Origin of the sequence: Pseudomonas lini (assembly GCF_001042905.1) — a bacterium.
Classification (GTDB): domain Bacteria; phylum Pseudomonadota; class Gammaproteobacteria; order Pseudomonadales; family Pseudomonadaceae; genus Aquipseudomonas; species Aquipseudomonas lini.
Genome location: NZ_JYLB01000011.1, coordinates 21642 through 45440, shown reverse-complemented (window position 1 = coordinate 45440; position 23799 = coordinate 21642). Strand labels below are relative to the sequence as shown.

Genomic DNA, 23799 nt, shown 5'->3' with positions numbered 1-23799 from the left:
AAAAATCCTTAAGCCGGAACCGCCTTGGCCTTTGGCTCCCTCTCCCAAACCCGATGCTGCCCGATCGCGGCAAAAAACGCCTTGAACAGCTTGGCATCCGTCCCCACGATCAACCCGGCATCAGCCTCCAGTCTCAACACATCCAGCAACTGCTTCGCTTCGCCATGCAACGCGATGGCCTTCAAATGCTTGTACGCCTCCAGCAGATAATGCAGCGCTACTCCATCGGTACTCAGCGCCTTGATCGAGGCCGCGCCACCCGGCACGAACACCGCGTCGAAGGCTACAGAAGGCAAACCTTCCATCGACGCATCCACCGGCAGCGCTTTGCCATCGGCGGTTGTCACGGGGGCCGAGGTCGGGCCGAGCAGTTTGGCGTGCGCGCCTTCGGCCATCAGAGCCTTTTTCATCGCATCAACCGCTGCGCCATCCACCCCGTTGGCCGCCAAAATGGCCACTTTTCGGGTTTTGATATCCCCCGACAGCAGGTTGGCCTGGCTCAGGGCGGGGGAGTGGTCGAGTGAAGTTTTGCGCACCTCGACCGTTCCGGCCTTCGGTACCGGCAAGCCCAGGTTCTGCGCCACGCGTTTGGCCAGTTCCAGATCGATATTGGCCAGGATCTCATTCACCTGCCGCGCACGAATAAATTCGCGTTCGACCTTGCCCAGCTCGAAGCTGTAGGCCGCGATGATGTGTTCCTGTTCGTGCTTGCTCATGCTGTGAAAGAACAGCCGCGCCTGAGAGAAGTGGTCGGCGAACGACTCGCTGCGCTGGCGGATTTTCGCAGCGTCGATGCGCTCCGGATAAGTCTCGAAGCCACCGTTCTGCGCGGCTGGTGGGGTTTCCTTCGGCCAGCCGCTGTCGATAGAGTTCGGCTCGTAGGAGGCGCGTCCCTTGTCGATGGTGGTGCGGTGCTGCGCATCTCGTTGGCCGTTGTGGAATGGTGAAACCGGACGGTTGATCGGGATCTCATGAAAATTCGGCCCACCCAGTCGGCTGATCTGCGTATCGGTGTAGGAAAACAACCGACCTTGCAGCAACGGATCATTGGAGAAGTCGATCCCCGGCACGATATGCCCGGGGCAGAAGGCAACCTGCTCGGTTTCGGCGAAGAAGTTGTCCGGGTTGCGGTTGAGCACCATCTTGCCCAGCGGAGTGATCGGCACGACTTCCTCGGGAATGATTTTGGTTGGATCGAGAAGGTCGAAATCGAAGGCATGTTCGTTTTCCTCCTCGATGACCTGTACGCCCAATTCCCATTCCGGGTAGTCCCCCATCTCGATGGACTCCCAAAGATCACGACGGTGGAAGTCGGTGTCTTTACCGGCAAGCTTCTGCGCTTCATCCCACACCAGCGAGCAGGTACCGGCGGCGGGGCGCCAGTGGAATTTTACGAAGCGCGCCTTGCCTTCGGCATTGATCATGCGAAACGTGTGCACGCCGAAGCCTTGCATGGTGCGCAGGCTTTTGGGGATCGCCCGGTCAGACATGGTCCACATCACCATGTGCGCGGATTCCGGCACCAGAGAAACAAAGTCCCAGAACGTATCGTGGGCCGAACCGCCGGTAGGAATCTCATTGTGGGGCTCGGGTTTTACCGCATGTACGAAGTCAGGAAACTTGATCGCATCCTGAATGAAGAACACTGGCATGTTGTTGCCCACCAGATCGAAGTTGCCTTCATCGGTGAAAAACTTCACCGCGAAACCTCGTACGTCCCGGACGGTATCGCCTGACCCGCGTGGGCCTTGCACCGTGGAAAAGCGCACAAAAACCGGAGTCTTTTGAAGTGGGTCTTGTAGGAATCCGGCCTTGGTCAGTACCGAATGGGTTTCATACGCCTGGAAGTAACCATGGGCGCCGGTACCACGGGCATGGACGATGCGCTCGGGAATGCGTTCATGGTCAAAGTGCGTGATCTTTTCACGCATGATGAAATCTTCCAGCAACGACGGCCCGCGGGCACCGCCCTTCAACGTGTTCTGATTGTCCGCGACCTTTACGCCCTGGTTGGTGCGCAAGGCCTGCTCGGAGGCATCGGAGCGAAATTTTTCCAGGCTGTCGAGCTTGGCGTTGGTGTTGCTGCGGTCCAGGGTATCGGTCCCGGCCAGTGCGCTTTTGGGGGCGGCAGGCTTTTTAGTACTCATCAGACGTAAACTCCTCGTTGCGATTCCCGTCGGGCCAAGGCTTCTGAGCCATTGCCCAGCCACGGCATCCAGGCATTCTCGAGTTGCTTAATCAGTGACCGATGGGGAGTTGGCGCCGTTCCTTTTTTCTGACCTTTGATCGCGTTATTGCCAAATCGCTGGTTGAATGCGAAATAAATGCTAAGAACCTCTATACGGACAGGCTAAAATGCGCGCCCGGCTAACCGCTGATCCTTTTCTAACGCGCCCCACAAGGTTCGCTACGTGATCGAGTTTCAAAACGTCCACAAAACTTACCGCGTCGCCGGTAAGGATATTCCCGCCCTGCATCCAACCAGTCTGACGATTGAGAATGGTCAGGTCTTTGGCTTGATCGGCCATTCCGGCGCGGGAAAAAGTACCCTGCTGCGTCTGATCAATCGCCTGGAGAACTCCAGTGGCGGCAAGATCATCGTCGATGGCGAAGAAGTCACCGCGCTGGACGCCAATAGCCTGCGGCGCTTCCGTCAGCAGGTCGGGATGATTTTCCAGCACTTCAACCTGCTGGCGTCCAAAACCGTGGCCGACAATGTCGCGCTGCCGTTGACCCTCGCCGGTGAACTGTCCCGTAGCGAAATCGACCGGCGTGTGGCGGAGTTGCTGGCGCGGGTCGGCCTGTCTGACCATGCGAAAAAGTACCCGGCGCAACTGTCTGGTGGTCAGAAGCAGCGTGTCGGCATCGCCCGCGCCCTGGCAACCAAACCGAAAATCCTGCTGTGCGATGAAGCCACCAGTGCCCTGGACCCGCAAACCACGGCGTCGGTCCTGCAACTGCTGGCCGAGATCAACCGTGAGCTGAAACTGACCATCGTCCTGATCACCCACGAAATGGATGTGATCCGTCGGGTCTGCGATCAGGTGGCGGTAATGGATGCCGGCAAGATCGTCGAGCAGGGTCCGGTGGCCGAGGTGTTCCTGCACCCCAAGCACCCGACCACCAAGCGCTTCGTGCAGGAAGACGAGCAAATCGACGAAAGCGAACAGCGCGACGACTTCGCCCATGTACCGGGGCGTATCGTGCGTCTGACCTTCCAGGGCGAAGCGACCTACGCGCCATTGCTGGGTACCGTCGCCCGGGAAACGGGGGTGGACTACAGCATCCTGGCCGGTCGTATCGACCGCATCAAAGACGTCCCTTATGGGCAATTGACCCTGGCCGTCACCGGTGGCGATATGGAAGCGGCGTTTGCTCACTTCACTGCAGCTGACGTCCACATGGAGGTGCTGCGCTGATGGAAGTCCTGATGAGTTTCTTTTCCAATATCGACTGGTACGAAATCTGGCTGGCTACCTGCGACACCCTGCTGATGCTCGGCGGTTCGCTGTTGTTCACCGTGCTGTTGGGCCTGCCGCTGGGCGTGTTGTTGTTCCTGTGCAGCCCGCGCCAGTTGCTGGAAGCCAAAGGTGTGTACGCGATGCTGTCGCTGGTGGTGAACATTCTGCGTTCGCTGCCGTTCATCATTCTGCTGATCGTGATGATTCCGTTCACCGTGTTGATCACAGGTACCTCCTTGGGTGTTGCCGGTGCGATTCCACCGCTGGTGGTGGGCGCGACTCCGTTTTTCGCACGACTGGTGGAAACCGCTTTGCGTGAAGTGGATCGCGGCATCATCGAAGCGACCCAGGCCATGGGCGCGACGACACGTCAGATCATCACCAACGCCTTGCTGCCGGAAGCCCGCCCGGGCATCTTCGCAGCGATAACGGTGACAGCGATTACACTGGTGTCCTACACGGCTATGGCCGGTGTGGTCGGCGCTGGCGGGCTGGGCGACCTGGCGATCCGTTTCGGTTACCAGCGTTTCCAGACGGATGTGATGGTTGTGACGGTGGTGTTGCTGCTGATGCTGGTTCAAGTGCTGCAAACCGTTGGCGATAAATTGGTTGTCCACTTCTCACGTAAATAAGACATGAGCCGGCCATTCGCTGGCAGGCGCCAAACGGGCGCCTCACAAGGAGTTAGCTGAATGAAAAAACTACTCGTCGCGTTCGCTGCTGTTGCAGCCTTTTCCGCACACGCTGCCGACACCCTGACCGTCGCGGCCTCCCCGGTGCCTCACGCGGAAATCCTCGAGTTTGTTAAACCGGCCCTGGCCAAAGAAGGCGTGGACCTGAAGGTCAAAGTCTTCACCGACTACATCCAGCCGAACGTGCAGGTGGCCGAGAAGCGTCTGGACGCCAACTTCTTCCAGCACCAGCCGTACCTGGATGAGTTCAACAAGGCCAAGGGCACCAACCTCGTCAGCGTTGCCGGTGTGCACCTGGAGCCGCTGGGCGCTTACTCCAGCAAGTACAAAGCGTTGACCGAGCTGCCGGGCGGCGCCAACGTGGTGATCCCGAACGACGCCACCAACGGTGGTCGTGCGCTGTTGCTGCTGGCGAAGGCTGGCCTGATCAAGTTGAAGGATTCGCACAACATCCTGTCGACCGTGAAGGACATCACCGAGAACACCAAGGACCTGAAATTCCGTGAACTGGAAGCCGCGACCATCCCGCGCGTGCTGACTCAGGTCGACCTGGCGCTGATCAACACCAACTACGCGCTGGAAGCCAAGCTTGATCCGTCCAAGGATGCGCTGGTCATCGAAGGCAGCGACTCGCCGTACGTGAACATCCTCGTTGCCCGTCCGGACGACAAGAACAGCGCCGCGATGCAGAAACTGGTTGCTGCCCTGCACAGCCCGGAAGTGAAAGCCTTCATTCTTGAGAAGTACAAAGGCGCGGTATTGCCGGCGTTCTGATTTGAAGCTTTAACGAAAAATGGGGCGCATTGAATGCGCCCCATTTTTTTGCCTGAAACACCGACCTTGTGGGAGCGGGCTTGCCCGCGATAGGGCCATCAGCTCCAAAACAGATGTTGAATGTCGGGCCGTCATCGCGGGCAAGCCCGCTCCCACAGGGTTTCGTGTTGGTTATTCGCGCTTGAGCATCACCGGCAACTGCGCCACCAGCTTCTGATTGTTCAACGGTGCACGAATAAATCCGCGTTGAGTCCCGTCCGGCCCGATCACCGCGAGGTTGCCGCTGTGGTCGACGGTGTAATTAGGCTTGCTGGTGTCCGCCGGAATAAACGGAATACTCACTGCATTGGCCAGTTTCTGAATGTCTTCGACCGAGGATGCAGTCAGCCCGATGAACTGAGGATCGAAGTAGCCCAGGTACTGCTTGAGTTGCTTGGGCGTGTCGCGGTTCGGGTCGACGCTGACCAGAACGACCTGCAACTTGTCCACAGCATCCGCCGGCAGTTCGCTCTTGATCTGCCGCAGCTGGGCGAGGGTGGTCGGACAGATGTCCGGGCAGAAGGTGTAGCCGAAGAACAACACGCTCCATTTGCCTTTCAGCTCGTTGACCGCCACCGGTTTACCGTCCTGATCGGTCATCTTCACGTCTGGCAGGTTACGGCTTTGGGGCAACAGGATGATCCCCGCATCGATCAGTGCCGTCGGGTCGCCCTGGTTTTTTCCGGTCAGTACTTTATTAATGGTCAGGCCCAGGATCAGCGCGATCAAGGCGACGAGAATGAAGACGGTTTTCTGGGTTCGAGTCATAGGTTCAACAGTAAGTAGTGGTCTACGAGCAGCGCGATAAACAGCAGGAACAAGTAGTAAATAGAGTACTTGAACGTGTTGATCGCCGCGTGCGGCCGAGTGCCACGGTACAGCACCACGGCCCATTGCAGAAACCTCGCGCCCAGTGCGAGGGCACAAATCAGGTAGAGCACGCCGCTCATGTGGATTACGTAGGGCATCAGGCTGACAGCCAGCAGCGCAAAGGTATAAAGCAGGATGTGGACTTTGGTGTAGTGCTCGCCATGGGTCACCGGCAACATCGGAATGTCAGCCTTGGCGTATTCCTCTTTGCGATGAATCGCCAGTGCCCAGAAGTGCGGCGGGGTCCAGGCGAAGATGATCAGCACCAGCAGCAACGGTTCGGCGCTGACATGACCGGTGGCGGCGGTCCAGCCGAGCAGCGGCGGGGCCGCACCAGCGAGGCCGCCGATGACGATGTTCTGCGGCGTCGCGCGTTTCAGGAAGCCGGTGTAAACCACCGCATAACCGAGCAAGGATGCGAGGGTCAGCCATGCCGTCAACGGGTTGGTGAAGGCCAGCAGCAAAGACTGGCCGAGCACTGCCAGCACCAGAGCGAAAGTCAGCGCAGCGGTTGGAGAAACCCGACCTTCGGCCAAGGGCCGCTTGTGGGTCCGGGCCATGACAGCATCGATGCGCCGGTCCACCACATGGTTGACCGTTGCCGCACCGCCGGCACACAAGGCAATCCCCAGATTGCCGAACACCAGCACCGTCCACGGCACCCCGGCGCGCGTCGCGAGAAACATGCCGACCAACGAGGTGATGAGCATCAGCACCACCACTTTCGGCTTGGTCAGCTCCAGGTAATCGCGCCAGATTGCCTGACTGTGACGTTCGCCGATCAAGGTCGCCATGGCATTTCTCCTTTTATTGTTATGGGCCCGGCCGAGTGTTTACGCAGGCTGAGACGCCAACGCACTGGGGGCTGATGCTTGACCCGAACCAGACTGGTTCGTGCGTGATAATTGACCAGCACCATCGTCAGCAACAGCGCTGCGCCACCGGCGTTGTGGGCGACGGCCACCGGTAGTGGCAAGTGGAACACCACATTGCTGATGCCCAGGGTGATTTGTGCGGCCAGGGCGATCAGCACCATGGCGGCCAGGCGCGTCATGCCAACGACCTTCAGTTGCCAGGCCAGACCGAGCAGAACGAGGGTGACCAGTAACGCGCCGATGCGATGAGTCAGGTGAATCGCGGTGCGGGCATCGCTGTCCAGTTGCCCGCCCAGGTAATTGGGGCCGATGTGTTGGGTCAGGTGAAAGCCGTTGGCGAAATCAGCCGGTGGCAGCCATTGCCCGTGGCAGGTCGGAAAGTCGATGCAGGCCACCGCCGCGTAATTGGAACTGACCCAGCCACCCAGGGCAATTTGCAGGATCACCAGCAACAACCCGGCGGTCGCCCAGTGCTGCAAACGCCGTGGCACGGTCAGCGCCGGCAACACGCCGGACAGGCGCAAGGTCAGCAGAAACAACAGGCTCAAAGTCGCAAAGCCGCCGAGCAAATGCCCGGTGACCACTTGCGGCCACAGCTTGAGCGTCACCGTCCACATGCCGAACGCCGCTTGGGCGAACACCACCACCAGCAAGAACAACGGTAATTTCACCGGCTGCCCCGGGTGATGACGATGGGTCCAGGCCCGGCCCGCCAGCACCGTGATCAATAGGCCCAATGTGCCGGCGAAGTAGCGGTGAAGCATCTCGTTCCAGCCTTTGTGGGCTTCTACCGGCGTATCGGGAAAATGCAGTTCGGCATGGGCCAGTTGGGCTTCGCTGTTCGGCACGCTGATAAAGCCGTAGCAGCCGGGCCAGTCCGGACAGCCGAGGCCTGCATGGGTCAGGCGTGTGTAGGCGCCGAGCAACACCACAATCAGTGCCAGCAAGGTGGCAAACAGCGCGAGGCGAAATCCAGGTTTGGCCATGACGATGCCCTTATCCGATGTTCGACAGTTTCAGCAAATGGCGCAGGTCGTTGAGCAGGTCCTTGCCCTTCACCGTCGGGTCGTAGCGCAGCACCAAATTGCCGTGAGGGTCGATGATCCACAGGTGCGGCGTGTCATTGCTCTGCGCGCCTTTGATGTAGGTCGGCGGGTCCAGCGAATAGCGCTGCAACTGCGGGTACTCGCGTTGAAGTTTAGTCGCGTAATCGCTGTTCAGCGGCTGCGCGATGGCCAGCGCATGGCTGGCGCGGGAGGCATCGCGACCGAGGCCGATCTGGATCTGCCGCGCCAGATAAACCAGCTGCTGGCAGTCCACCGAACAGTCCTTGGGCGCCGTCACCAGTAACTGCCAGCGGTCTTCTTGCGCCGGTACGCCGATGTCGGCGCGGGTCTGGCCGTTGCCGATCAGTTCACCGTGATAACTGCGGCCCTCCGGCACCCAGAACTGCAATTTGTACATGCCGGTGGCGAGGATCATCGGACCGATCACTCCCAACAGGATCAGTAACAACTGCAAGCGCCCGCGCCGACGATTTACCGGCGTTTTCGCCTCAGACATGCCGGGTGGATTCATGGCCGCTCCCATTATTTTTCTCCTTTGCGTTGTGCCAGCCGAGATAGAGGTAAAGGCCGAGCAGGGCTATCGACAGGGCGAACCACTGCACGGCATAAGCCAAGTGTTTTTCCGGCCCCATGGCCACCACCGGCCAATCGGCCTGGTAGGTCGCGGGACCGCTTTGCGCGCGTAATTCGTAGGCGAAACCGTCACGACCAAGCGCCGCCCAGAGCCTGGCCGGTTCAATGGCGGTGACCAGTTGTGGCCAGGTTGTGGCGTCTGGGTCGGCGTGCAACTGGAACGTTGCGCCGGGGGAGACGTAGACCCAGGCGTCGAGGCTCAATGCCTGAGTCGGTGTGGTGAATGACGGCGGTGTGCGCCGATCCGGCCACGGCAACCAGCCGCGATTGACCAGTAGCCAGAGCCCGGTTGCCCGGTCCTGAAACGGTTGCAGCAGCTCGACCCCGACCTTGCCGTCGCGCTGACGATTGTCCAGCAGCAGACTGTGTTCGGCATCGAACTGGCCATGCAGGCGAACCCGGCGGAAGGCCGGATCTTCGGTGTGTTGCAGTTCAGTGCTGGCCATCGGTTCGGCCGCCCGGCGCTCGGCGTAGCTTTGCAGCAGCGCGCTTTTCTCCGCGCCCCGGCTCAACTGCCAGAACCCGAGTGACACCAGCAACGGCAGCAGCATCGCGACCATCAGAGTCGGCACGAGGCCCGGCCGGAAGCGTTTCATGGCGTCGCCTGAAAGTCGGTAGTTGCGATAGCTATACTCAAATGCATCGCCTGTCCCCCGGAGTGTCACCATGCTCAAAGCAGCCATCGTCCTGATGCTGATTGCCACGGTCGTCAGCCTGTTCAGCGGCCTGTTTTTTCTGGTCAAGGACGACAGCCACTCGAATCGCCTGGTCATCGCCTTGAGTGTTCGTGTTGCGCTGGCCGCCACCACTGTCGGCTTGATCGCCTGGGGTTTTTTCAGCGGCCAGTTGGTGTCTCACGTGCCTTGGTAGTCATGAGAGCCAAGGATCAGAGCACGTAGACGAAAACGAACAGACCGATCCACACCACATCCACGAAGTGCCAGTACCAGCTCGCCGCCTCGAAGCCGAATTGATGGTCGGCATCGAAGTGCCCGCGCATGACCCGCATCAGCATCACGAACAGAATGATGGTGCCCATGGTCACGTGAGCGCCGTGGAAACCGGTGAGCATGAAGAAGGTCGCGCCGTAGATGCCGGAACCCAGAGTCAGGCCCAGCTCGTGGTAGGCGTGCAGGTATTCTTCGGCCTGGAAACCGAGGAACGCGCAACCGAGCAACACGGTCAGTGCCAGCCAGATTTTCAGTGCGCCGCGGTGGCCTTTTTTCAAGGCATGGTGAGCAATGGTCACCGTGACACTGGAACTCACCAGCAGCACGGTATTGAGCAGCGGCAGGCCCCAAGGGCTGATGACTTCCTTGGGTGGAGGAAAGAGTTTCGGGTCCGGATTGTTCAGCAGCGGCCAGGTGAATTCAAACGCTGGCCACAGCATGTGAGCGATGCCTTTGGTGCCTTCACCGCCCAGTGCCGGGCCCGTGATGTTGCGCACATAAAACAGCGCACCGAAAAAGGCGATGAAGAACATCACCTCCGAGAAAATGAACCAGCTCATGCCCCAGCGGAACGAGCGGTCCATCTGTGCGCTGTACAACCCTTGGCGACTTTCCTTGATCACCGTACCGAACCAGCCGAACAGCATGTAGGCCAGCAACAGGCTGCCGACGAAAAAGATCAATGGACCATGGGATTCCGGACGCGCAGCCTTCAGGTCGTTGAACCAGGTGCCCAGGCCGAACACTGTGATCAGCATCCCGAACGTGGCGATAATCGGCCATTTGCTCTGGGCTGGAACGTAATAATGTTCATGAGTTGCCATTTATTGTTCTCCTTATCGGGCACGCTTTAACGCCTAGCCGCCGGTGCTTGCTGCAACAGCCACGGGCGGATGACGCGCGGTGATATCGAACAGCGTGTAGGACAGCGTCAGGTGCTTCACTTCCTTGGGCATGTCGCGGTCAACGATGAACCGTACCGGCATCTCGATTCGCTGACCGGGCTGCAGCACTTGCTGGGTAAAGCAGAAACATTCGGTCTTGTGGAAGTACGCGGCTGCGTTGCTGGGCGCGATGCTCGGCACCGCCTGAGCGCTCATCGGGCGATCAGTCGGGTTGTGGGCGATAAAAATCATCTCGTTCACCGCCCCCGGATGCGCAACCAATTCGTCGCCCTTGGGATAGAAATCCCAGGTCATGTCGGCGGCGTTGGTCGACAGAAACTGCACGCGAACCTGCCGCGAGGCGTCGACCGTTTGCTCGCCTTCATACTGCCCGGAGGTTTTGCCATTGATGCCGAACGCCTTGCACATCACGTCGTAGATCGGCACCAGGGCAAAACCGAAGACAAACATTGCTATCACCACCAGCAACAGGCGGGTGACCAGTTTTTTCATCGAAATCGAATCAGCCATCGCACGAGCCCTCTACGCGGAACCCTGTGGGAGCGGGCTTGCCCGCGATAGCGATATGTCTGACACACCGCGCCGCATGCATCGCAGGCAAGCCAGCTCCCACAGGAATTCCCACAAGACCGAGGCGTTTCATTTCACTTCCGGCGGCGTAGTGAAGGTGTGATACGGCGCGGGCGACGGAATGCTCCATTCCAGGCCTTCGGCGCCATCCCACGGCTTGGCCGGTGCCGGCTCGCCGCCACGAATGGTCTTGATCACGATGAACAGGAAGAAGATCTGCGTGGCCCCAAACATGAACGCGCCGATCGACGACACCATGTTGAAGTCGGCGAACTGCAGGTTGTAGTCCGGAATCCGCCGCGGCATGCCCGCCAGGCCCACGAAGTGCATCGGGAAGAACGCCAGGTTCATGCCGATGAACGAGAGCCAGAAGTGCAGCTTGCCGAGGGTTTCGTCGTACATGTGGCCAGTCCATTTCGGCATCCAGTAGTAGGCCGAGGCGAAGATCCCGAAGATCGCTCCCGGCACCAGCACATAGTGGAAGTGCGCGACCACGAAGTAGGTGTCCTGGTACTGGAAGTCCGCCGGGGCGATCGCCAGCATCAACCCGGAGAACCCGCCAATGGAGAACAGGATGACGAACGCCACGGCGAACAGCATCGGCGTCTCGAAAGTCAGCGAGCCTTGCCACATGGTGCTGGCCCAGTTGAACACCTTGACCCCGGTGGGCACCGCGATCAGCAGCGTGGCGTACATGAAGAACAACTCGCCCACCAGCGGAATGCCGACCACGAACATGTGGTGCGCCCAGACGATGAACGACAGGAACGCAATACTCGCCGTGGCGTAGACCATCGAGGTGTAGCCGAACAATGGCTTGCGCGAAAAGGCCGGAATGATCGAGCTGACGGCACCGAAGGCCGGCAGGATCATGATGTACACCTCGGGGTGCCCGAAGAACCAGAACACGTGCTGGAACAACACCGGGTCACCGCCACCGGCGGCACTGAAGAAACTGGTGCCGAAGTGGATGTCCATCAGCATCATGGTCACGCAGCCGGCCAATACCGGCATCACCGCGATCAGCAGGAATGCGGTGATCAGCCAGGTCCAGACGAACAGTGGCATTTTCATCAGCGTCATGCCGGGGGCGCGCAGGTTGAGGATGGTCGCGATCACGTTGATCGCCCCCATGATCGAACTGATCCCCATCAAGTGGATGGCGAAGATGAAGAACGTCACGCTTTCCGGCGCGTAGGTCGTCGACAGCGGGGCATAGAAGGTCCAGCCGAAGTTCGGCCCGCCGCCGGGGGTGAACAGGGTCGATACCAGCAGCAGGAACGCTGCCGGCAACAGCCAGAAGCTGAAGTTGTTCATCCGCGGCAAGGCCATGTCCGGCGCGCCGATCATCAACGGGATCATCCAGTTGGCGAGGCCGACGAAGGCCGGCATCACCGCACCGAACACCATTACCAGGCCATGCATGGTGGTCATCTGGTTGAAGAATTCCGGCTGGACGATTTGTAGTCCCGGCTGGAACAGCTCGGCACGAATCACCATGGCGAACGAGCCGCCCAGCAGGAACATGGAGAACGCAAACCACAGGTACAGCGTGCCGATATCTTTGTGGTTGGTGGTCAGCACCCAGCGCATCAGGCCTTTGGCGGGGCCGTGGGCGTGGGCGGTGCCGGTATGAACATGGTCATCGACTACAGCAGTCATGTCCTGTCTCCTGCAAACGGATGGGCTGGGCGGGCCGGGGCGTCATGCCCCGAGCGGTTCCTTACATGCGCAATTAACCGGGTCATTTGCTTTCCGCCTGTTTCAGCTCCAGCACTTCTTTAGGGGTGACCATGTCGCCTTTATTGTTGCCCCAGGCGTTACGTTCGTAGGTCACGACCGCTGCGATATCGACTTCCGAGAGCTGCTTGCCAAACGCTGCCATCGAGGTGCCGGGTTTGCCGTGGAAGACGATGCTCAAGTGATCCTTGATCGGTCCGGTGGCGATTTTCGAGCCTTTGAGTGCCGGGAACATCGGCGGCAGACCCTGACCTTCGGCCTGGTGACAGGCCACGCAGGTGGTGTGATAGACCTTGTCGCCGCGCTCCTTGAGTTCGTCGAGGGTCCATTCCTTGCTGGTCAGCTCTTTGAGCTGCGCAGCTTCCGCCTTGCGCTCGCCCAGCCAGGTTTCGTAATCGGCCTTTTCCTTGACCTCGACCACGATCGGCATGAAGCCGTGGTCCTTGCCGCACAGCTCGGCGCACTGGCCACGGTAGATGCCGGGTTTTTCGACACGGGTCCAGGATTCATTGACGAAGCCCGGAATCGCATCGCGCTTGACCGCGAAGGCCGGCACCCACCAGGAGTGGATGACGTCGGCGGAGGTCACCAGAAAGCGCACCTTGGCACCGATCGGCAACACCAACGGCTTGTCGACCTCCAGCAGGTAATGCTCGCCCTTGGTTTCCTTGTTGTTGATTTGATCGGAGGGAGTGCTCAGGTTGCTGAAGAATTCGACGTCCTGACCCAGGTATTTGTAGTGCCACTTCCACTGGTAACCGGTGACCTGGATATCGATATCCGGCTCAGTGTTGTCGTACATCTGGATCAGGGTGGCGGTTGCCGGGACCGCCATGGCCACCAGAATAAGCAGGGGCACGATGGTCCAGAGAATTTCGACGGTGGTGCTTTCATGAAATTTTGCGGCCACCTGCCCGGTAGAGCGGCGGTGGACCATCATCGACCAGAACATGGCGCCGAAGACGATGATGCCGATCACTACACAGATCCAGAAAATGGTCATGTGCAGATCGAATACTGCGTGACTGATTTCAGTCGCTCCAGGCGCCATATTCACAGTCCAGGCCGCTTGCGCCTGACTGAAAATCGACCACAACAGGAGGCCCATCCAGACATGTGGATGTCGCATCATTGCGGGTTCCCCTTATAGTTCTTTTTATCCCGCCGGCTTTCACCTGCGGCAAGGGAGCGGCTTTTTCAGACTACGAACTTGAATCGCCGAGCCTTGCTGCATATGCAGTCGGGCGTCATCAGCTAACTCCATTCAGAACCGAGTATAGACAGCGACTGCCACCTCGCAATGCGATGGCGTAAATCGACTGAAACAGGTTGGACTTGCGTTCCAGGTCACGAATGGAGAAGGATGCAGACGAGTGGTGGCAAATCGATATAACGTGGATGTCTCAAGGATGAAATAATTATGACAAATGCGTCTTAGCCTTTTTCGTAAGCCAGCTAAGTTATGTCTTCCCTATTTCATTGCCTTCGTTTCCTGGAGTTTTCATGAACACCGCCGCATTGCGCGAGCAGATCCAAAAAGCCCAACAACATGAGGCCGAGACCGGCCTGTTGACTCGTCAGTTGGAAACCCAACTGCCACACCTTCACTCCGCCATCCAATTGCCGGATGTCGATGCCAATGGCGTAATGACGCGTTTTGTGGCCGCGTATATAGAACAAGTGCCGGACCTGCTGGATGCAGCCAATGAAGTCGCCAGGGAAGCGGGCATTGAATCGCAGATCAAGCCGGTATTGAAAATCGCCGAGCAGTTCTTTCTCCAGCCGCCAGCGATCATGGCCGGTCATATCGGCCTGGACGGCCTGCTGGACGAAGCTTATCTGGCGCATCGGTTGGTCGAAGAGGTCAACGACCTGTACATCAAGCATTTTGGCCAGCCATTGATCCCCTTGGACATGACTGTTGCCAACCTGATTGCCCACCAACTGATTGGCGAAGAGTTTGCCAATCAACTGGATGAGGCAGTGCATCACGCTGTGGACGAGATGCTTAACGATGAAAGTTTCGCGCTGGAGTCGGTAGAGGCCTACCGCGAGAAACTCAACAGCCCGGACACCGGCGCCGCGTGGAAGCGCTGGCCGTGCCTGTCGCGCCAATTGGGCGTGGGCCTTGAGCTGGATCAGCCAGCGGCTTGATTCAACGGTAGCAATTGAACACCTGTGGGAGCGGGCTTCTGTGGCGAGGGGGCTTGCCCCCGTTGGGTCGCGAAGCGGCCCCAAAAGCTTTGCGACTGCTTCGCAGCCGAACGGGGGCAAGCCCCCTCGCCACAGTTGCTCCCACATTGTTTTTAAGCGGCTGAGCCTACTCCGGTTGTGGTACGTAACCGTCCTTCAAGCCTGCGCTTCAACCCCCGTGCTTCAATTAACAGCTTCGAACCCTTGGCCGCATTGGCCCGACCCCACTCCTCCAGCAACTCAAGGCATGAGTGATCGATATAGCTCAGGTTATTGAGCGGCACATGCACCGTTGCGCCTGCCGGAATGCTCCCCAGCACTTGGGTCAGCGCCGGTACCTTGAGAAAGGTCGCCGCCCCCACCAGTCGCAACTCCATCTCGCCGTCCGCCGGCAGATCGATCAGGCTGATTTTCAGGCGCGAAGCCTTCCAGGCCAGTTTGGCCAGTGTCAGGCCGAAGCCGATCAGCACGCCGGTCAGCAGGTCAGTGAAGATGATTGCCAGTGCGGTCGCCGCATAGGTGAACATCGGCATCCGGCCATAACGACCCAGACCGCGAAAGGCCTTGAGGTCTACCAGTTTGAAACCGGTGTAAACCAGAACCCCCGCCAGGCTTGCCACCGGAATGCTTTGCAGCACGCTCGATAGCAGCAGGACGAAAGCCAGCAACCACAGACCATGGAACACCGTCGACAGTCGAGTGGTGGCGCCGGCCTGGACGTTGGCCGAACTGCGCACGATCACCCCGGTCATCGGCAGCGCGCCGAGCAGACCACACAGCATGTTGCCCACGCCTTGCGCCGATAATTCGCGGTCGAAGTCCGAGCGCTGGCCGCTGTGCATGCGGTCCACAGCCGCGGCCGAGAGCAGGGTTTCGGCGCTGGCGATAAAGGCCACGGCGAAGGCAGCGATCAGCAGAGTCGGGTCGGCGAGATTGAGCAAGTCTGCCGGGCGCAGCCAATCGATGGCTTCCGCCAGGTTGGCCGGGACCTCTACACGTTTGACCTGCAAGGCGAGCATCAGGCTGGCGACCGTTGCCAGACCAACCCCCAGTAATGCTCCAGGAACGAAACGCAGGGAGTGCGGGCGGAATTTTTCCCACAGCCACATCACGGCAATGGTCGACAGCCCGAGCAAACCCGCTTGCCAGCCAAACGACGGCAAAGCCTGAATCACTGCAGCGGGGAAGGCCGCCAGGTTATCCAGCCCCGACGGCTTGGGAACGGCATCGAGCATCACATGCACTTGTGACAGCACGATCAGCACCCCAATCCCGGCGAGCATGCCGTACACCACCGCTGGCGCGGTGACCCGAAACCAGCACCCCAGCTTCAAACGTCCGGCAACCAACTGCAGAAAACCCGCCAGTAGCAGGATCGGCCCGAGCATGGCAATACCATGCTGGCGCACCAGTTCGAACACCAATACCGCCAGACCCGCTGCCGGGCCGCTGACTTGCAGCGGTGATCCGGCAAGCCAGCCGACCACCAGACCACCGATGATGCCAGTGATCAGTCCTTTGGACGGTGGCAGCCCCGAGGCGATGGCGATACCCATGCACAAGGGCAGGGCGACCAGAAACACAACCACCGAAGCCAGTAGCTCCCGTGGCAGAACAGCTTTTAATTGAGTAGCACGCATGGTGACTCTCCCAAAGTTTTCTTCAGGCATGGCAAAGCCAGGCTGCTGGATCAGCAGCCTCGGCTAAACCACACGGAGGATTTAGAAGCGCGCTTTGGGCGTCGCCACCGGAATCGGATGGCTGCCATCGAGCGGCAGGAAACAACCCTGATCCGCGTCGTAAGCTTTGATTTCGCTGGTTTCGATGTTGTAGACCCAACCATGGATAAACAGCTGACCATTGGCCATGCGCGAGGCCACCGACGGGTGTGTGCGCAAATGCTGCAACTGAGCGATCACATTCTCCTCGGTGAGGATATGCATGCTCTCGTTTTCGTCAGTGCAATGGCAGTTGTCCTGAACCATGGTTTTCGCCACTTCGGCATGACGCAACCAGGCCTTTACCGTCGGCATCTTTTCCAGGCTCTGCGGGTTGAGTACTGCGCGCATCGCGCCACAGTCAGAGTGCCCGCAGATAATGATGTGCTGCACGCCGAGGGCCAGCACTGCATATTCGATAGCCGTGGAAACACCGCCGTTCATTTGCCCATAGGGCGGTACGACGTTGCCGACGTTGCGGGTTACGAACAAGTCGCCAGGGGCGCTTTGGGTAATCAGTTCGGGAACAATGCGTGAATCGGCACACGCGATGAACATCGCCCGAGGCCGCTGGGCCGTGGCGAGTTTTTTGAAGAGTTCTTCCTGCTGCGGAAAGATCTCGTGATGAAAGTGCAAAAAGCCGTCAACGATATGCTGCAGCGCTGCATCGGCGGTTTCCGCCTCGGGTTGGGCTGAAGCCGACACAGCCAACGGCTGTTTATCCTTGTCACTCATAATTCATCCTCTTTGGCGGAGTCAGGGAATTTTCCCGTTTTGTCCGATATGAAGCCAGTGGCTGTTTAAAAAACATCCAGGTCGAAAAGCCAGACCCATCAGTCACTCGATGAACAAGGTAGCCGTTGAAACTTAACTCAAACTGAATAAAACGCTCTAGAACGAGTGTTCCAGGTCACCAAAAACGTGACCAGCCTAAACGCGGCGTATCGTTTTCTCTTCTAAACCATAGGTTCGATTGTCCTTAAATCAACGACATTTGGCGACCCGGCGGACAAAAGGCTTCGCAATCCAGATTGAAACCTTCCCGACGATTGAGCCCCAGGCGCTTGATGGTTTTGGCGAAGCGCTGCGCCAACAGATCGGCAAACGGTCCTTCACCGCGCATTCTGGCACCGAACCGGCTGTCGTAGAGTTCGCCACCACGGCTTTGGCGGATCAGGCTCAACACATGCGCTGCGCGCTGAGGATAGTGGGCGGCCAGCCACTCTTCGAACAGCGGCGCCACTTCCAGCGGCAGGCGCAACATCATGTAGGCCGCACTTTGCGCGCCGGCCGCATGGGCTTCGGTCAGCAGGCTTTCGAGTTCGCAGTCGTTGATCATTGGAATCATCGGTGAGCACAAAACGCCCACCGGAATCCCGGCTTCGCGCATCACCCGGATCGCTCGCAGTCGTGCCTTGGGTGCTGCGGCGCGCGGTTCGAGGATGCGTTTGAGTTCATCATCCAGCGTGGTCAGGCTGATCATCACCGCCACCAGCCTTTGTTCGGCGAGTTCGGCCAGCAAGTCCAGATCGCGAAGAATCAGCGAGCCCTTGGTGATGATGGTCACCGGATGGCGGTAACGCAGCAGCACTTCGAGTGTCTTGCGGGTGATTCTGTGTTCGCGTTCGATCGGCTGATAAGGATCAGTGTTTGAGCCCAGGTTGATCGGCGCGCATTGATAGCCGCGCTTGGACAGTTGTTCTTCCAGCACATCGGCGGCGTTGGTCTTGGCGATCAGTTTGGTTTCGAAATCCAGCCCCGGTGACAGGTCCCAATAGGCGTGGCTGGGCCGTGCGTAGCAATAGATGCAGCCGTGCTCGCAGCCGCGATAGGGATTGATCGAACGATCGAAGGGCAAGTCTGGCGAGTTGTTGCGGGTGATGATGGTTTTTGCCGTCTCAATGCGCACTTCGGTGCCTTGGGTTATCGGCGCTTCCTGATACCAGCCGTCGTCCTCGGCCACTGAACGGTTAGGCGCGAAGCGGTTATGCGGGTTGGTGGCGGTGCCGCGGCCGCGAGGGGGCAATGGCGCATTCATGGGAGAGATCCTGATTGCTGTATGTGCATACAGTATCTCGAGGAATGTCGGCGGGCTAGTGCCGTTCGGCGAATTGAATTACTGGATCTGGAAGATGGTGAAGAACCAGAATTCGACGCTCATTGGCTGTCAGACAATCCGGCAGAATCGTTTCACGTTTCATTGACACCTCCCTCACAGCCCTTTGACCGTTCAGGGCGCAAACTCGACGCCAATATCCAGCCTCTCCCTGAACGGTCCCGAGCATGCCCCTACCGCGTTATATCTCTGTGATGGGCCTATCGCTGATCGCATTTTTCAACCTGACACCGGTATTCGCTGACGACACTGCTTTGCCTCGCCCGGCAGAGTGGGCTCAATCAGTCGAGGTGCAATACAACCTCTATCAAATGTCCCCGACGCTCTATCGCAGCGCATTGCCGGATCAGGGAGCGGTGCCGTTACTGGAAAGGCTCAAGGTCGCAACCGTTATCAACTTCCTGCCCGAATCGGATTCACGCTGGTTATCCACGCCAGGTATCGCACAGGTACAGCTGCCTTATCGCACCAATCACGTGGATGATGCGGATGTGCTCAAGGCCCTCCGCACGATTCAGACCGCCGAAACCAAAGGTCCTGTGCTTATGCACTGCAAGCACGGCTCTGATCGCACCGGCCTGATGGCTGCAATGTACCGGGTGGTTGTGCAGGGTTGGAGCAAGGAAGACGCTCTGAATGAAATGACCCAAGGCGGCTTTGGTGACAGCACCCATTTCAAGGAAGGAGTGCGTTACATGATGCAGGTCGATGTCGACAAACTTCGTACGGCCCTGGCCAACGGTGATTGCAGCACGAGTCCATTTGCCAGTTGCTCGATGAAGAACTGGTTCAAATCGGCCCATGTCGAGTAAGTAATACCTCCCACTGCATTGCGCAGTGGAAGGTTGTTTCCAGCACTCAGTGTTGCTCGTCTGGCTTCTTCTTCAACTTCGGGTTCGGGAAAAACTGCACGGCCTGGACCTTGGCGTCCGGCACCTTGAGTGCCGAAGTATTGACCCGCGTGCCCAATTCCTTGGGCACCGATAGACCTTGTTCATTCAGCGTGTCGGAATAACCGCAGGCCACGCACTCGCGATGCGGAACGGCATCTTCGCTCCACATCATCAACTTGTCCGGCTCGCTGCAGGCCGGGCAGACCGCCCCCGCGATAAAGCGTTTTTTGGTAATCACAGGTCCCTCACTCATGCTGCCGCGTCCTCACTCAGGCCGCTGTGACGCAAGAGTGCGTCAATCGATGGGGCACGGCCACGGAAGTCGACGAACAGCACCATTGGTTCCTGGGAACCGCCCCGTGCCAGGATCGCTTCGCGGAAGGCGCGACCGGTCTCGGCATTGAGCACGCCCTCTTCTTCGAATTTCGAGAAGGCATCGGCCGACAATACTTCAGCCCATTTATAGCTGTAGTAACCCGCCGCGTAACCGCCGGCAAAGATGTGGGCGAAGCTATTGGGGAAACGGTTGTAGGCCGGCGGACGCATGACCGAGACCTCGTCGCGCACACCTTCGAGCACTTGCAGCACGCTACGACCGTCGCCGTGAGTGGCGTGCAATTCGAAGTCGAACAGCGAGAATTCCAGCTGGCGGACCATCATCAGGCCGGACTGGAAGTTCTTCGCCGCGAGCATTTTCTCCAGCAAATCCTGGGGTAACGGCTCGCCGGTTTCGTAGTGACCGGAAATCAGCGCCAGACCTTCCGGCTCCCAGCACCAGTTTTCCATGAACTGGCTTGGCAGCTCGACCGCATCCCAAGCCACGCCATTGATGCCGGACACGCCAGCATGCTCGACGCGAGTCAGCAGGTGATGCAGGCCATGACCGAATTCGTGGAACAGGGTGGTCACTTCATCGTGGGTCAGCAGGGCTGGCTTGCCGCTGTCGGCGGGGGTGAAGTTGCACACCAGATTCGCCACCGGGCTTTGCAGCACGCCATTGATCGTGCGGCGATGATCGCGAGCGCCGTCCATCCAGGCACCGCCGCGCTTGTTGGCGCGGGCATACAGGTCGAAGAAGAACCGGCCGACGTGCTGGCCGTTTTCCTTGATTTCGAACAGGCGAACGTCCGGGTGCCAGGTATCGAAGCCTTTCAGCTCGGCGATCTCGATGCCGTACAGGCGCTGGACAATGCTGAACAGCCCACCCAAAACCTTGTCGATCGGGAAGTACGCGCGAAGGGTTTCCTGGGCGACGCTGTAGCGCTGCTCGCGAAGTTTTTCACCGTAGAAACCACTGTCCCAGCTTTGCAGGTCCGGGCAACCTTGCTCGGCGGCGTAGGCCTTGAGCTGTTGCAGATCCTGGGCGGCGAACGGCTTGCTGCGTTTGGCCAGGTCGCGTAGGAAACTCAGCACCTGATCATTGGACTCGGCCATTTTGGTGGCCAGGCTCAGCTCCGAGAAGCTGGTGAAGCCCAATAGTTTTGCCAGTTCCTGACGCAGGTCGAGGATTTCTTCCATGACCGGGCCGTTGTCATTCTGACCGGCATTCGGGCCTTGGTCCGACGCACGGGTGCAGTAGGCGGCGTAGAGTTCTTCACGCAGGGCGCGGTCCTGGGCGTAGGTCATCACCGCGTAGTAACTCGGGAATTCCAGGGTGATCAACCAGCCATCCAGCTCTTTGGCTTGCGCGGCGGCGGCCATTTGCGCCTTGGCCGATTCAGTCAGGCCGGCGAGGGCAGCTTCGTCGGTGACGTGCTTGGTCCAGGCCTGGGTGGCGTCGAGCAATTGATTGGAGAAGCGGCTGCCCAGCTCCGACAGTTTGCTCTGCACATCGGCGTAACGCTTTTGCTCAGGCGCAGGCAGGTCGATACCCGACAGACGGAAGTCACGCAGGGCGTGTTCCAGGATCGTTTTCTGCGCCACGTCGAAACCGGCGGCTTCAGGGCTGTTGGCCAGTGCTTCATAGGCCTGGAACAGTTCACGGTTCTGGCCCAGCTCGGTGGCGTAGGCGCTCAGGGCCGGCAGGCAGGACTCGTAGGCTTCGCGCAACTCGGCGCTGTTGCACACGGCATTGAGATGGCTGACCGGGCTCCAGGCGGCGCCCAGACGATCGTTGAGCTCATCCATCGCCAGTACCAGGCCGGCCCAGGTCGGTTGTGTACCTTGGGTTTTGAGGATATCGACGATGGCGGCGCGGTTGTCAGCCAGGATCTGTTCAATGGCCGGTTGTACGTGTTCGGCACGGATCGCCGAGAACGGCGGCAGGTCGTAGGACTGCAGAAGAGGGTTGTTCACGCTCACGGTTGGCACCTTGGCTGGAAAACATGCGGGAAGAAACATGGCCCCATCTTAATTACAATCGACGCTCACCGCAGCTATCAGCAAAAGAGAGAGAGCCTATCGTGACCCTCCGCAAGTATCAGAACCACACGCCGCTGTTGAGCAAAGGCGCCTTTGTCGACGGCTCGGCAGTGGTGATCGGCGACGTCGAAATCGGCGAAGACAGCTCCGTCTGGCCGCTGACAGTGATCCGCGGCGACATGCATCGCATCCGAATCGGTGCACGCACCAGCGTGCAGGACGGCTGCGTGTTGCACATTACCCACGCCGGACCCTTCAACCCCGATGGCTTCCCGCTGCTGATCGGTGACGATGTGACCATCGCGCATAAAGTCATGCTTCATGGTTGCGCCGTGGGCAGCCGGATTCTGATCGGCATGGGCAGCATCGTCATGGACGGTGCGGTGGTCGAGGACGATGTGATCATCGGCGCTGGCAGCCTGGTACCCCCGGGCAAGCGCCTGGAAAGCGGATTCCTCTACGTCGGTAGCCCGGTGAAACAGATCCGTCCGCTGACTGACAAGGAAAAAGCCTTTTTCACCTATAGCGCGGCGAACTACGTGAAGCTCAAGGATCTGCATCTGGCCGAAGGCTACGACCAGCTCTAAGCCTTTTCATAACGAAAAGCGTCTCGCTATTGCTCAGGAATTTTCATGCATTATCAAACCGTACTGTTCGACCTCGATGGCACGCTGACTGACCCGCGCGAAGGCATCACCCGTTCCATCCAGTTCGCCCTGAGCAAACTGGGCATCGATGAACCGGACCTGACCAGGCTCGAGCACTTCATCGGCCCACCGTTGTTGCAGGCGTTCATGCAGTTCTACGACTTCGACGAGCCCAAGGCGTGGGAAGCGGTGAACTTCTATCGCGAGCGTTTCAAAGTCACCGGCCTGTATGAAAATCGCGTGTTCGATGGCGTCATGCCATTGCTGGAAACCCTCGGTGGGCAAGGGCGACAGCTGTACATCGCGACTTCCAAGCCGTGGGTTTTCGCCCGGGAAATCGCCCGTCACTTCGACTTCGCCAGGCATTTCAAAGTGATTTACGGCAGCGAGCTGGATGGTACGCGGACCAACAAGGTCGAGCTGATTGCGCACTTGATGAGCGAAGAAGGCCTGGACCCGGCCAATACGCTGATGATCGGTGACCGTAAACACGATCTGATCGGCGCTCGCAGCAATGGGCTGGATGCGGCAGCGGTGGGATACGGGTTTGGCAGCCGGGAAGAGTTGAGCGCCGAAGCACCGGCGTATCACTTTGAAACGCTGGAGGAGATGCATCAGGCATTTTTGCAGCGTTAGTTGAATTGCCTTCGCGGGCAAGCCTCGCTCCTACAGATGATCGAAGGTCCCTGGCCCCTGTAGGAGCGAGGCTTGCCCGCGAAGGCGTCCCCAGACACATCCTGAGCAACTGTTCTCATACCAATCCCTTCTAATCGTCCTAGCCTCAAAGACTGAGGCCACGATCAAGGAGGATCATCGATGCCGGAGCTAAAACATGCTCATCGATTACGTACCGGGCGATATTCGGAGGCAGGGCAGATTTACCTGCTGACTGCGGTGGTATTGAATCGAGAACCGTTGTTTGGCAACTTCAAGAATGGGCGTCTGGTGGTCGATGCTTTTCGGACGGCTGAGCGAGAAGAGTTTGCAACATCGTTAGCCTGGGTTGTAATGCCCGATCATTTTCATTGGCTGATTGAGTTAAAGAACACTCAACTATCCACATTGATGGCCCGTACCAAATCCCGGGTTGCGGTGACAGTCAATCGCTCGATTCGACGTCAAGGTCCGGTTTGGCAGCATGGCTATCATGATCGCGCCATTCGCAAGGAAGAAGACTTGCAGGCAGTTGCTCGATATATCGTCGCCAATCCGTTGCGAGCGGGGCTGGTGGGGAAGATTGGGGATTATCCGTTGTGGGATGCAATTTGGTTGTGACATTCAAAGACGCCTTCGCG

Annotated in this window: 24 protein-coding genes; 9 read left to right on the top strand and 15 right to left on the bottom strand. The window is 58.9% G+C overall.

Annotation, left to right across the window (positions count from 1 at the left end; genetic code table 11):
• Positions 1-8 precede the first annotated feature (8 nt).
• Positions 9-2147: a catalase HPII gene (gene katE, locus TU81_RS26060; protein WP_048397333.1), complete on the bottom strand. Its 2139-nt coding sequence runs from the start codon at positions 2145-2147 to the stop codon at positions 9-11.
• Positions 2148-2411: 264 nt separating this feature from the next.
• On the opposite strand from katE, the gene TU81_RS26055 reads away from it, so the two are divergent.
• Genes TU81_RS26055 through TU81_RS26045 form a run of 3 tightly spaced genes read left to right on the top strand, consistent with a single transcriptional unit; the run spans position 2412 to position 4927 of the window.
• Positions 2412-3419 carry a methionine ABC transporter ATP-binding protein gene (locus TU81_RS26055; protein ID WP_038980336.1) on the top strand — a complete coding sequence of 336 codons (1008 nt, stop codon included), beginning with the start codon at positions 2412-2414 and terminating at the stop codon, positions 3417-3419.
• Positions 3419-4093, top strand: a complete 675-nt coding sequence (locus TU81_RS26050) for a methionine ABC transporter permease (RefSeq protein ID WP_038980335.1) — start codon at positions 3419-3421, stop codon at positions 4091-4093. The genes TU81_RS26055 and TU81_RS26050 overlap by 1 nt, the downstream gene beginning before the upstream one ends.
• 60 nt (positions 4094-4153) lie before the next feature.
• Entirely contained in the window at positions 4154-4927 is a 774-nt protein-coding gene (locus TU81_RS26045; protein ID WP_048397332.1) for a MetQ/NlpA family ABC transporter substrate-binding protein, read from the top strand.
• A 171-nt stretch (positions 4928-5098) separates the two neighbouring features.
• Here TU81_RS26045 and TU81_RS26040 read toward each other — a convergent pair whose 3' ends face one another.
• Genes TU81_RS26040 through TU81_RS26020 form a run of 5 tightly spaced genes read right to left on the bottom strand, consistent with a single transcriptional unit; the run spans position 5099 to position 9007 of the window.
• The gene (locus tag TU81_RS26040; RefSeq protein WP_048397331.1) at positions 5099-5734 is read right to left on the bottom strand and encodes an SCO family protein; all 636 of its coding nucleotides are present in this window, start codon (positions 5732-5734) and stop codon (positions 5099-5101) included.
• Positions 5731-6630 carry a heme o synthase gene (gene cyoE, locus TU81_RS26035; protein ID WP_038980332.1) on the bottom strand — a complete coding sequence of 300 codons (900 nt, stop codon included), beginning with the start codon at positions 6628-6630 and terminating at the stop codon, positions 5731-5733. Before cyoE ends, TU81_RS26040 begins: the two co-directional genes overlap by 4 nt.
• Positions 6618-7697, bottom strand: a complete 1080-nt coding sequence (locus TU81_RS26030; RefSeq protein WP_038980331.1) for a COX15/CtaA family protein — start codon at positions 7695-7697, stop codon at positions 6618-6620. The genes cyoE and TU81_RS26030 overlap by 13 nt, the downstream gene beginning before the upstream one ends.
• A 10-nt stretch (positions 7698-7707) precedes the next feature.
• Positions 7708-8301 (bottom strand): hypothetical protein, encoded by a 594-nt coding sequence (locus TU81_RS26025; RefSeq protein ID WP_038980330.1) that lies wholly within the window; start codon positions 8299-8301, stop codon positions 7708-7710.
• Positions 8267-9007: an SURF1 family protein gene (locus TU81_RS26020; protein ID WP_048397328.1), complete on the bottom strand. Its 741-nt coding sequence runs from the start codon at positions 9005-9007 to the stop codon at positions 8267-8269. The genes TU81_RS26025 and TU81_RS26020 overlap by 35 nt, the downstream gene beginning before the upstream one ends.
• 70 nt (positions 9008-9077) lie before the next feature.
• Between TU81_RS26020 and TU81_RS26015 the strand changes: the two genes are divergently transcribed.
• Entirely contained in the window at positions 9078-9281 is a 204-nt protein-coding gene (locus TU81_RS26015; protein WP_030129650.1) for a twin transmembrane helix small protein, read from the top strand.
• A 16-nt stretch (positions 9282-9297) separates the two neighbouring features.
• Here the strand turns inward: TU81_RS26015 and TU81_RS26010 are convergent, their stop codons facing one another.
• From TU81_RS26010 to coxB, 4 genes are all read right to left on the bottom strand, one after another.
• On the bottom strand, positions 9298-10185 hold the full coding sequence (locus TU81_RS26010) for a cytochrome c oxidase subunit 3 (protein WP_038980328.1): 888 nt from the start codon (positions 10183-10185) through the stop codon (positions 9298-9300).
• Positions 10186-10218: 33 nt separating this feature from the next.
• A complete protein-coding gene (locus TU81_RS26005) occupies positions 10219-10776 on the bottom strand; it encodes a cytochrome c oxidase assembly protein (RefSeq protein ID WP_048397326.1) in 558 nt (185 codons plus the stop codon).
• Positions 10777-10905: 129 nt separating this feature from the next.
• The gene (gene ctaD, locus TU81_RS26000) at positions 10906-12498 is read right to left on the bottom strand and encodes a cytochrome c oxidase subunit I (protein ID WP_008076217.1); all 1593 of its coding nucleotides are present in this window, start codon (positions 12496-12498) and stop codon (positions 10906-10908) included.
• 82 nt (positions 12499-12580) lie between these two features.
• On the bottom strand, positions 12581-13708 hold the full coding sequence (gene coxB / locus TU81_RS25995) for a cytochrome c oxidase subunit II (protein WP_038980326.1): 1128 nt from the start codon (positions 13706-13708) through the stop codon (positions 12581-12583).
• A 371-nt stretch (positions 13709-14079) separates the two neighbouring features.
• On the opposite strand from coxB, the gene TU81_RS25990 reads away from it, so the two are divergent.
• Entirely contained in the window at positions 14080-14730 is a 651-nt protein-coding gene (locus TU81_RS25990) for a hypothetical protein (protein WP_048397324.1), read from the top strand.
• 152 nt (positions 14731-14882) lie between these two features.
• On the opposite strand, the gene TU81_RS25985 is transcribed toward TU81_RS25990, so the two are convergent.
• The 3 genes from TU81_RS25985 to TU81_RS25975 form a co-directional block, all read right to left on the bottom strand.
• The gene (locus tag TU81_RS25985) at positions 14883-16409 is read right to left on the bottom strand and encodes a SulP family inorganic anion transporter (protein ID WP_048397322.1); all 1527 of its coding nucleotides are present in this window, start codon (positions 16407-16409) and stop codon (positions 14883-14885) included.
• Positions 16410-16490: 81 nt separating this feature from the next.
• Positions 16491-17222 (bottom strand): carbonic anhydrase, encoded by a 732-nt coding sequence (locus TU81_RS25980; protein ID WP_038980324.1) that lies wholly within the window; start codon positions 17220-17222, stop codon positions 16491-16493.
• A 244-nt stretch (positions 17223-17466) separates the two neighbouring features.
• Positions 17467-18525, bottom strand: coding sequence for a PA0069 family radical SAM protein (locus TU81_RS25975; protein ID WP_038980323.1), 1059 nt, complete (start codon positions 18523-18525; stop codon positions 17467-17469).
• A gap of 245 nt (positions 18526-18770) precedes the next feature.
• On the opposite strand from TU81_RS25975, the gene TU81_RS25970 reads away from it, so the two are divergent.
• Positions 18771-19415 carry a phosphatase domain-containing protein gene (locus tag TU81_RS25970; RefSeq protein ID WP_038980322.1) on the top strand — a complete coding sequence of 215 codons (645 nt, stop codon included), beginning with the start codon at positions 18771-18773 and terminating at the stop codon, positions 19413-19415.
• A gap of 46 nt (positions 19416-19461) precedes the next feature.
• Here TU81_RS25970 and TU81_RS25965 read toward each other — a convergent pair whose 3' ends face one another.
• Both TU81_RS25965 and prlC read right to left on the bottom strand, forming a co-directional pair.
• A complete protein-coding gene (locus tag TU81_RS25965) occupies positions 19462-19749 on the bottom strand; it encodes a YheV family putative zinc ribbon protein (RefSeq protein ID WP_048397319.1) in 288 nt (95 codons plus the stop codon).
• Positions 19746-21836 (bottom strand): oligopeptidase A, encoded by a 2091-nt coding sequence (prlC, locus tag TU81_RS25960; protein WP_167344828.1) that lies wholly within the window; start codon positions 21834-21836, stop codon positions 19746-19748. Before prlC ends, TU81_RS25965 begins: the two co-directional genes overlap by 4 nt.
• A 62-nt stretch (positions 21837-21898) precedes the next feature.
• On the opposite strand from prlC, the gene TU81_RS25955 reads away from it, so the two are divergent.
• From TU81_RS25955 to TU81_RS25945, 3 genes are all read left to right on the top strand, one after another.
• Entirely contained in the window at positions 21899-22444 is a 546-nt protein-coding gene (locus tag TU81_RS25955; RefSeq protein ID WP_038980318.1) for a gamma carbonic anhydrase family protein, read from the top strand.
• A gap of 45 nt (positions 22445-22489) precedes the next feature.
• Positions 22490-23140 (top strand): HAD family hydrolase, encoded by a 651-nt coding sequence (locus TU81_RS25950; RefSeq protein WP_048397317.1) that lies wholly within the window; start codon positions 22490-22492, stop codon positions 23138-23140.
• A gap of 180 nt (positions 23141-23320) precedes the next feature.
• Positions 23321-23779: an REP-associated tyrosine transposase gene (locus TU81_RS25945; RefSeq protein ID WP_038980315.1), complete on the top strand. Its 459-nt coding sequence runs from the start codon at positions 23321-23323 to the stop codon at positions 23777-23779.
• Positions 23780-23799 lie beyond the last annotated feature (20 nt).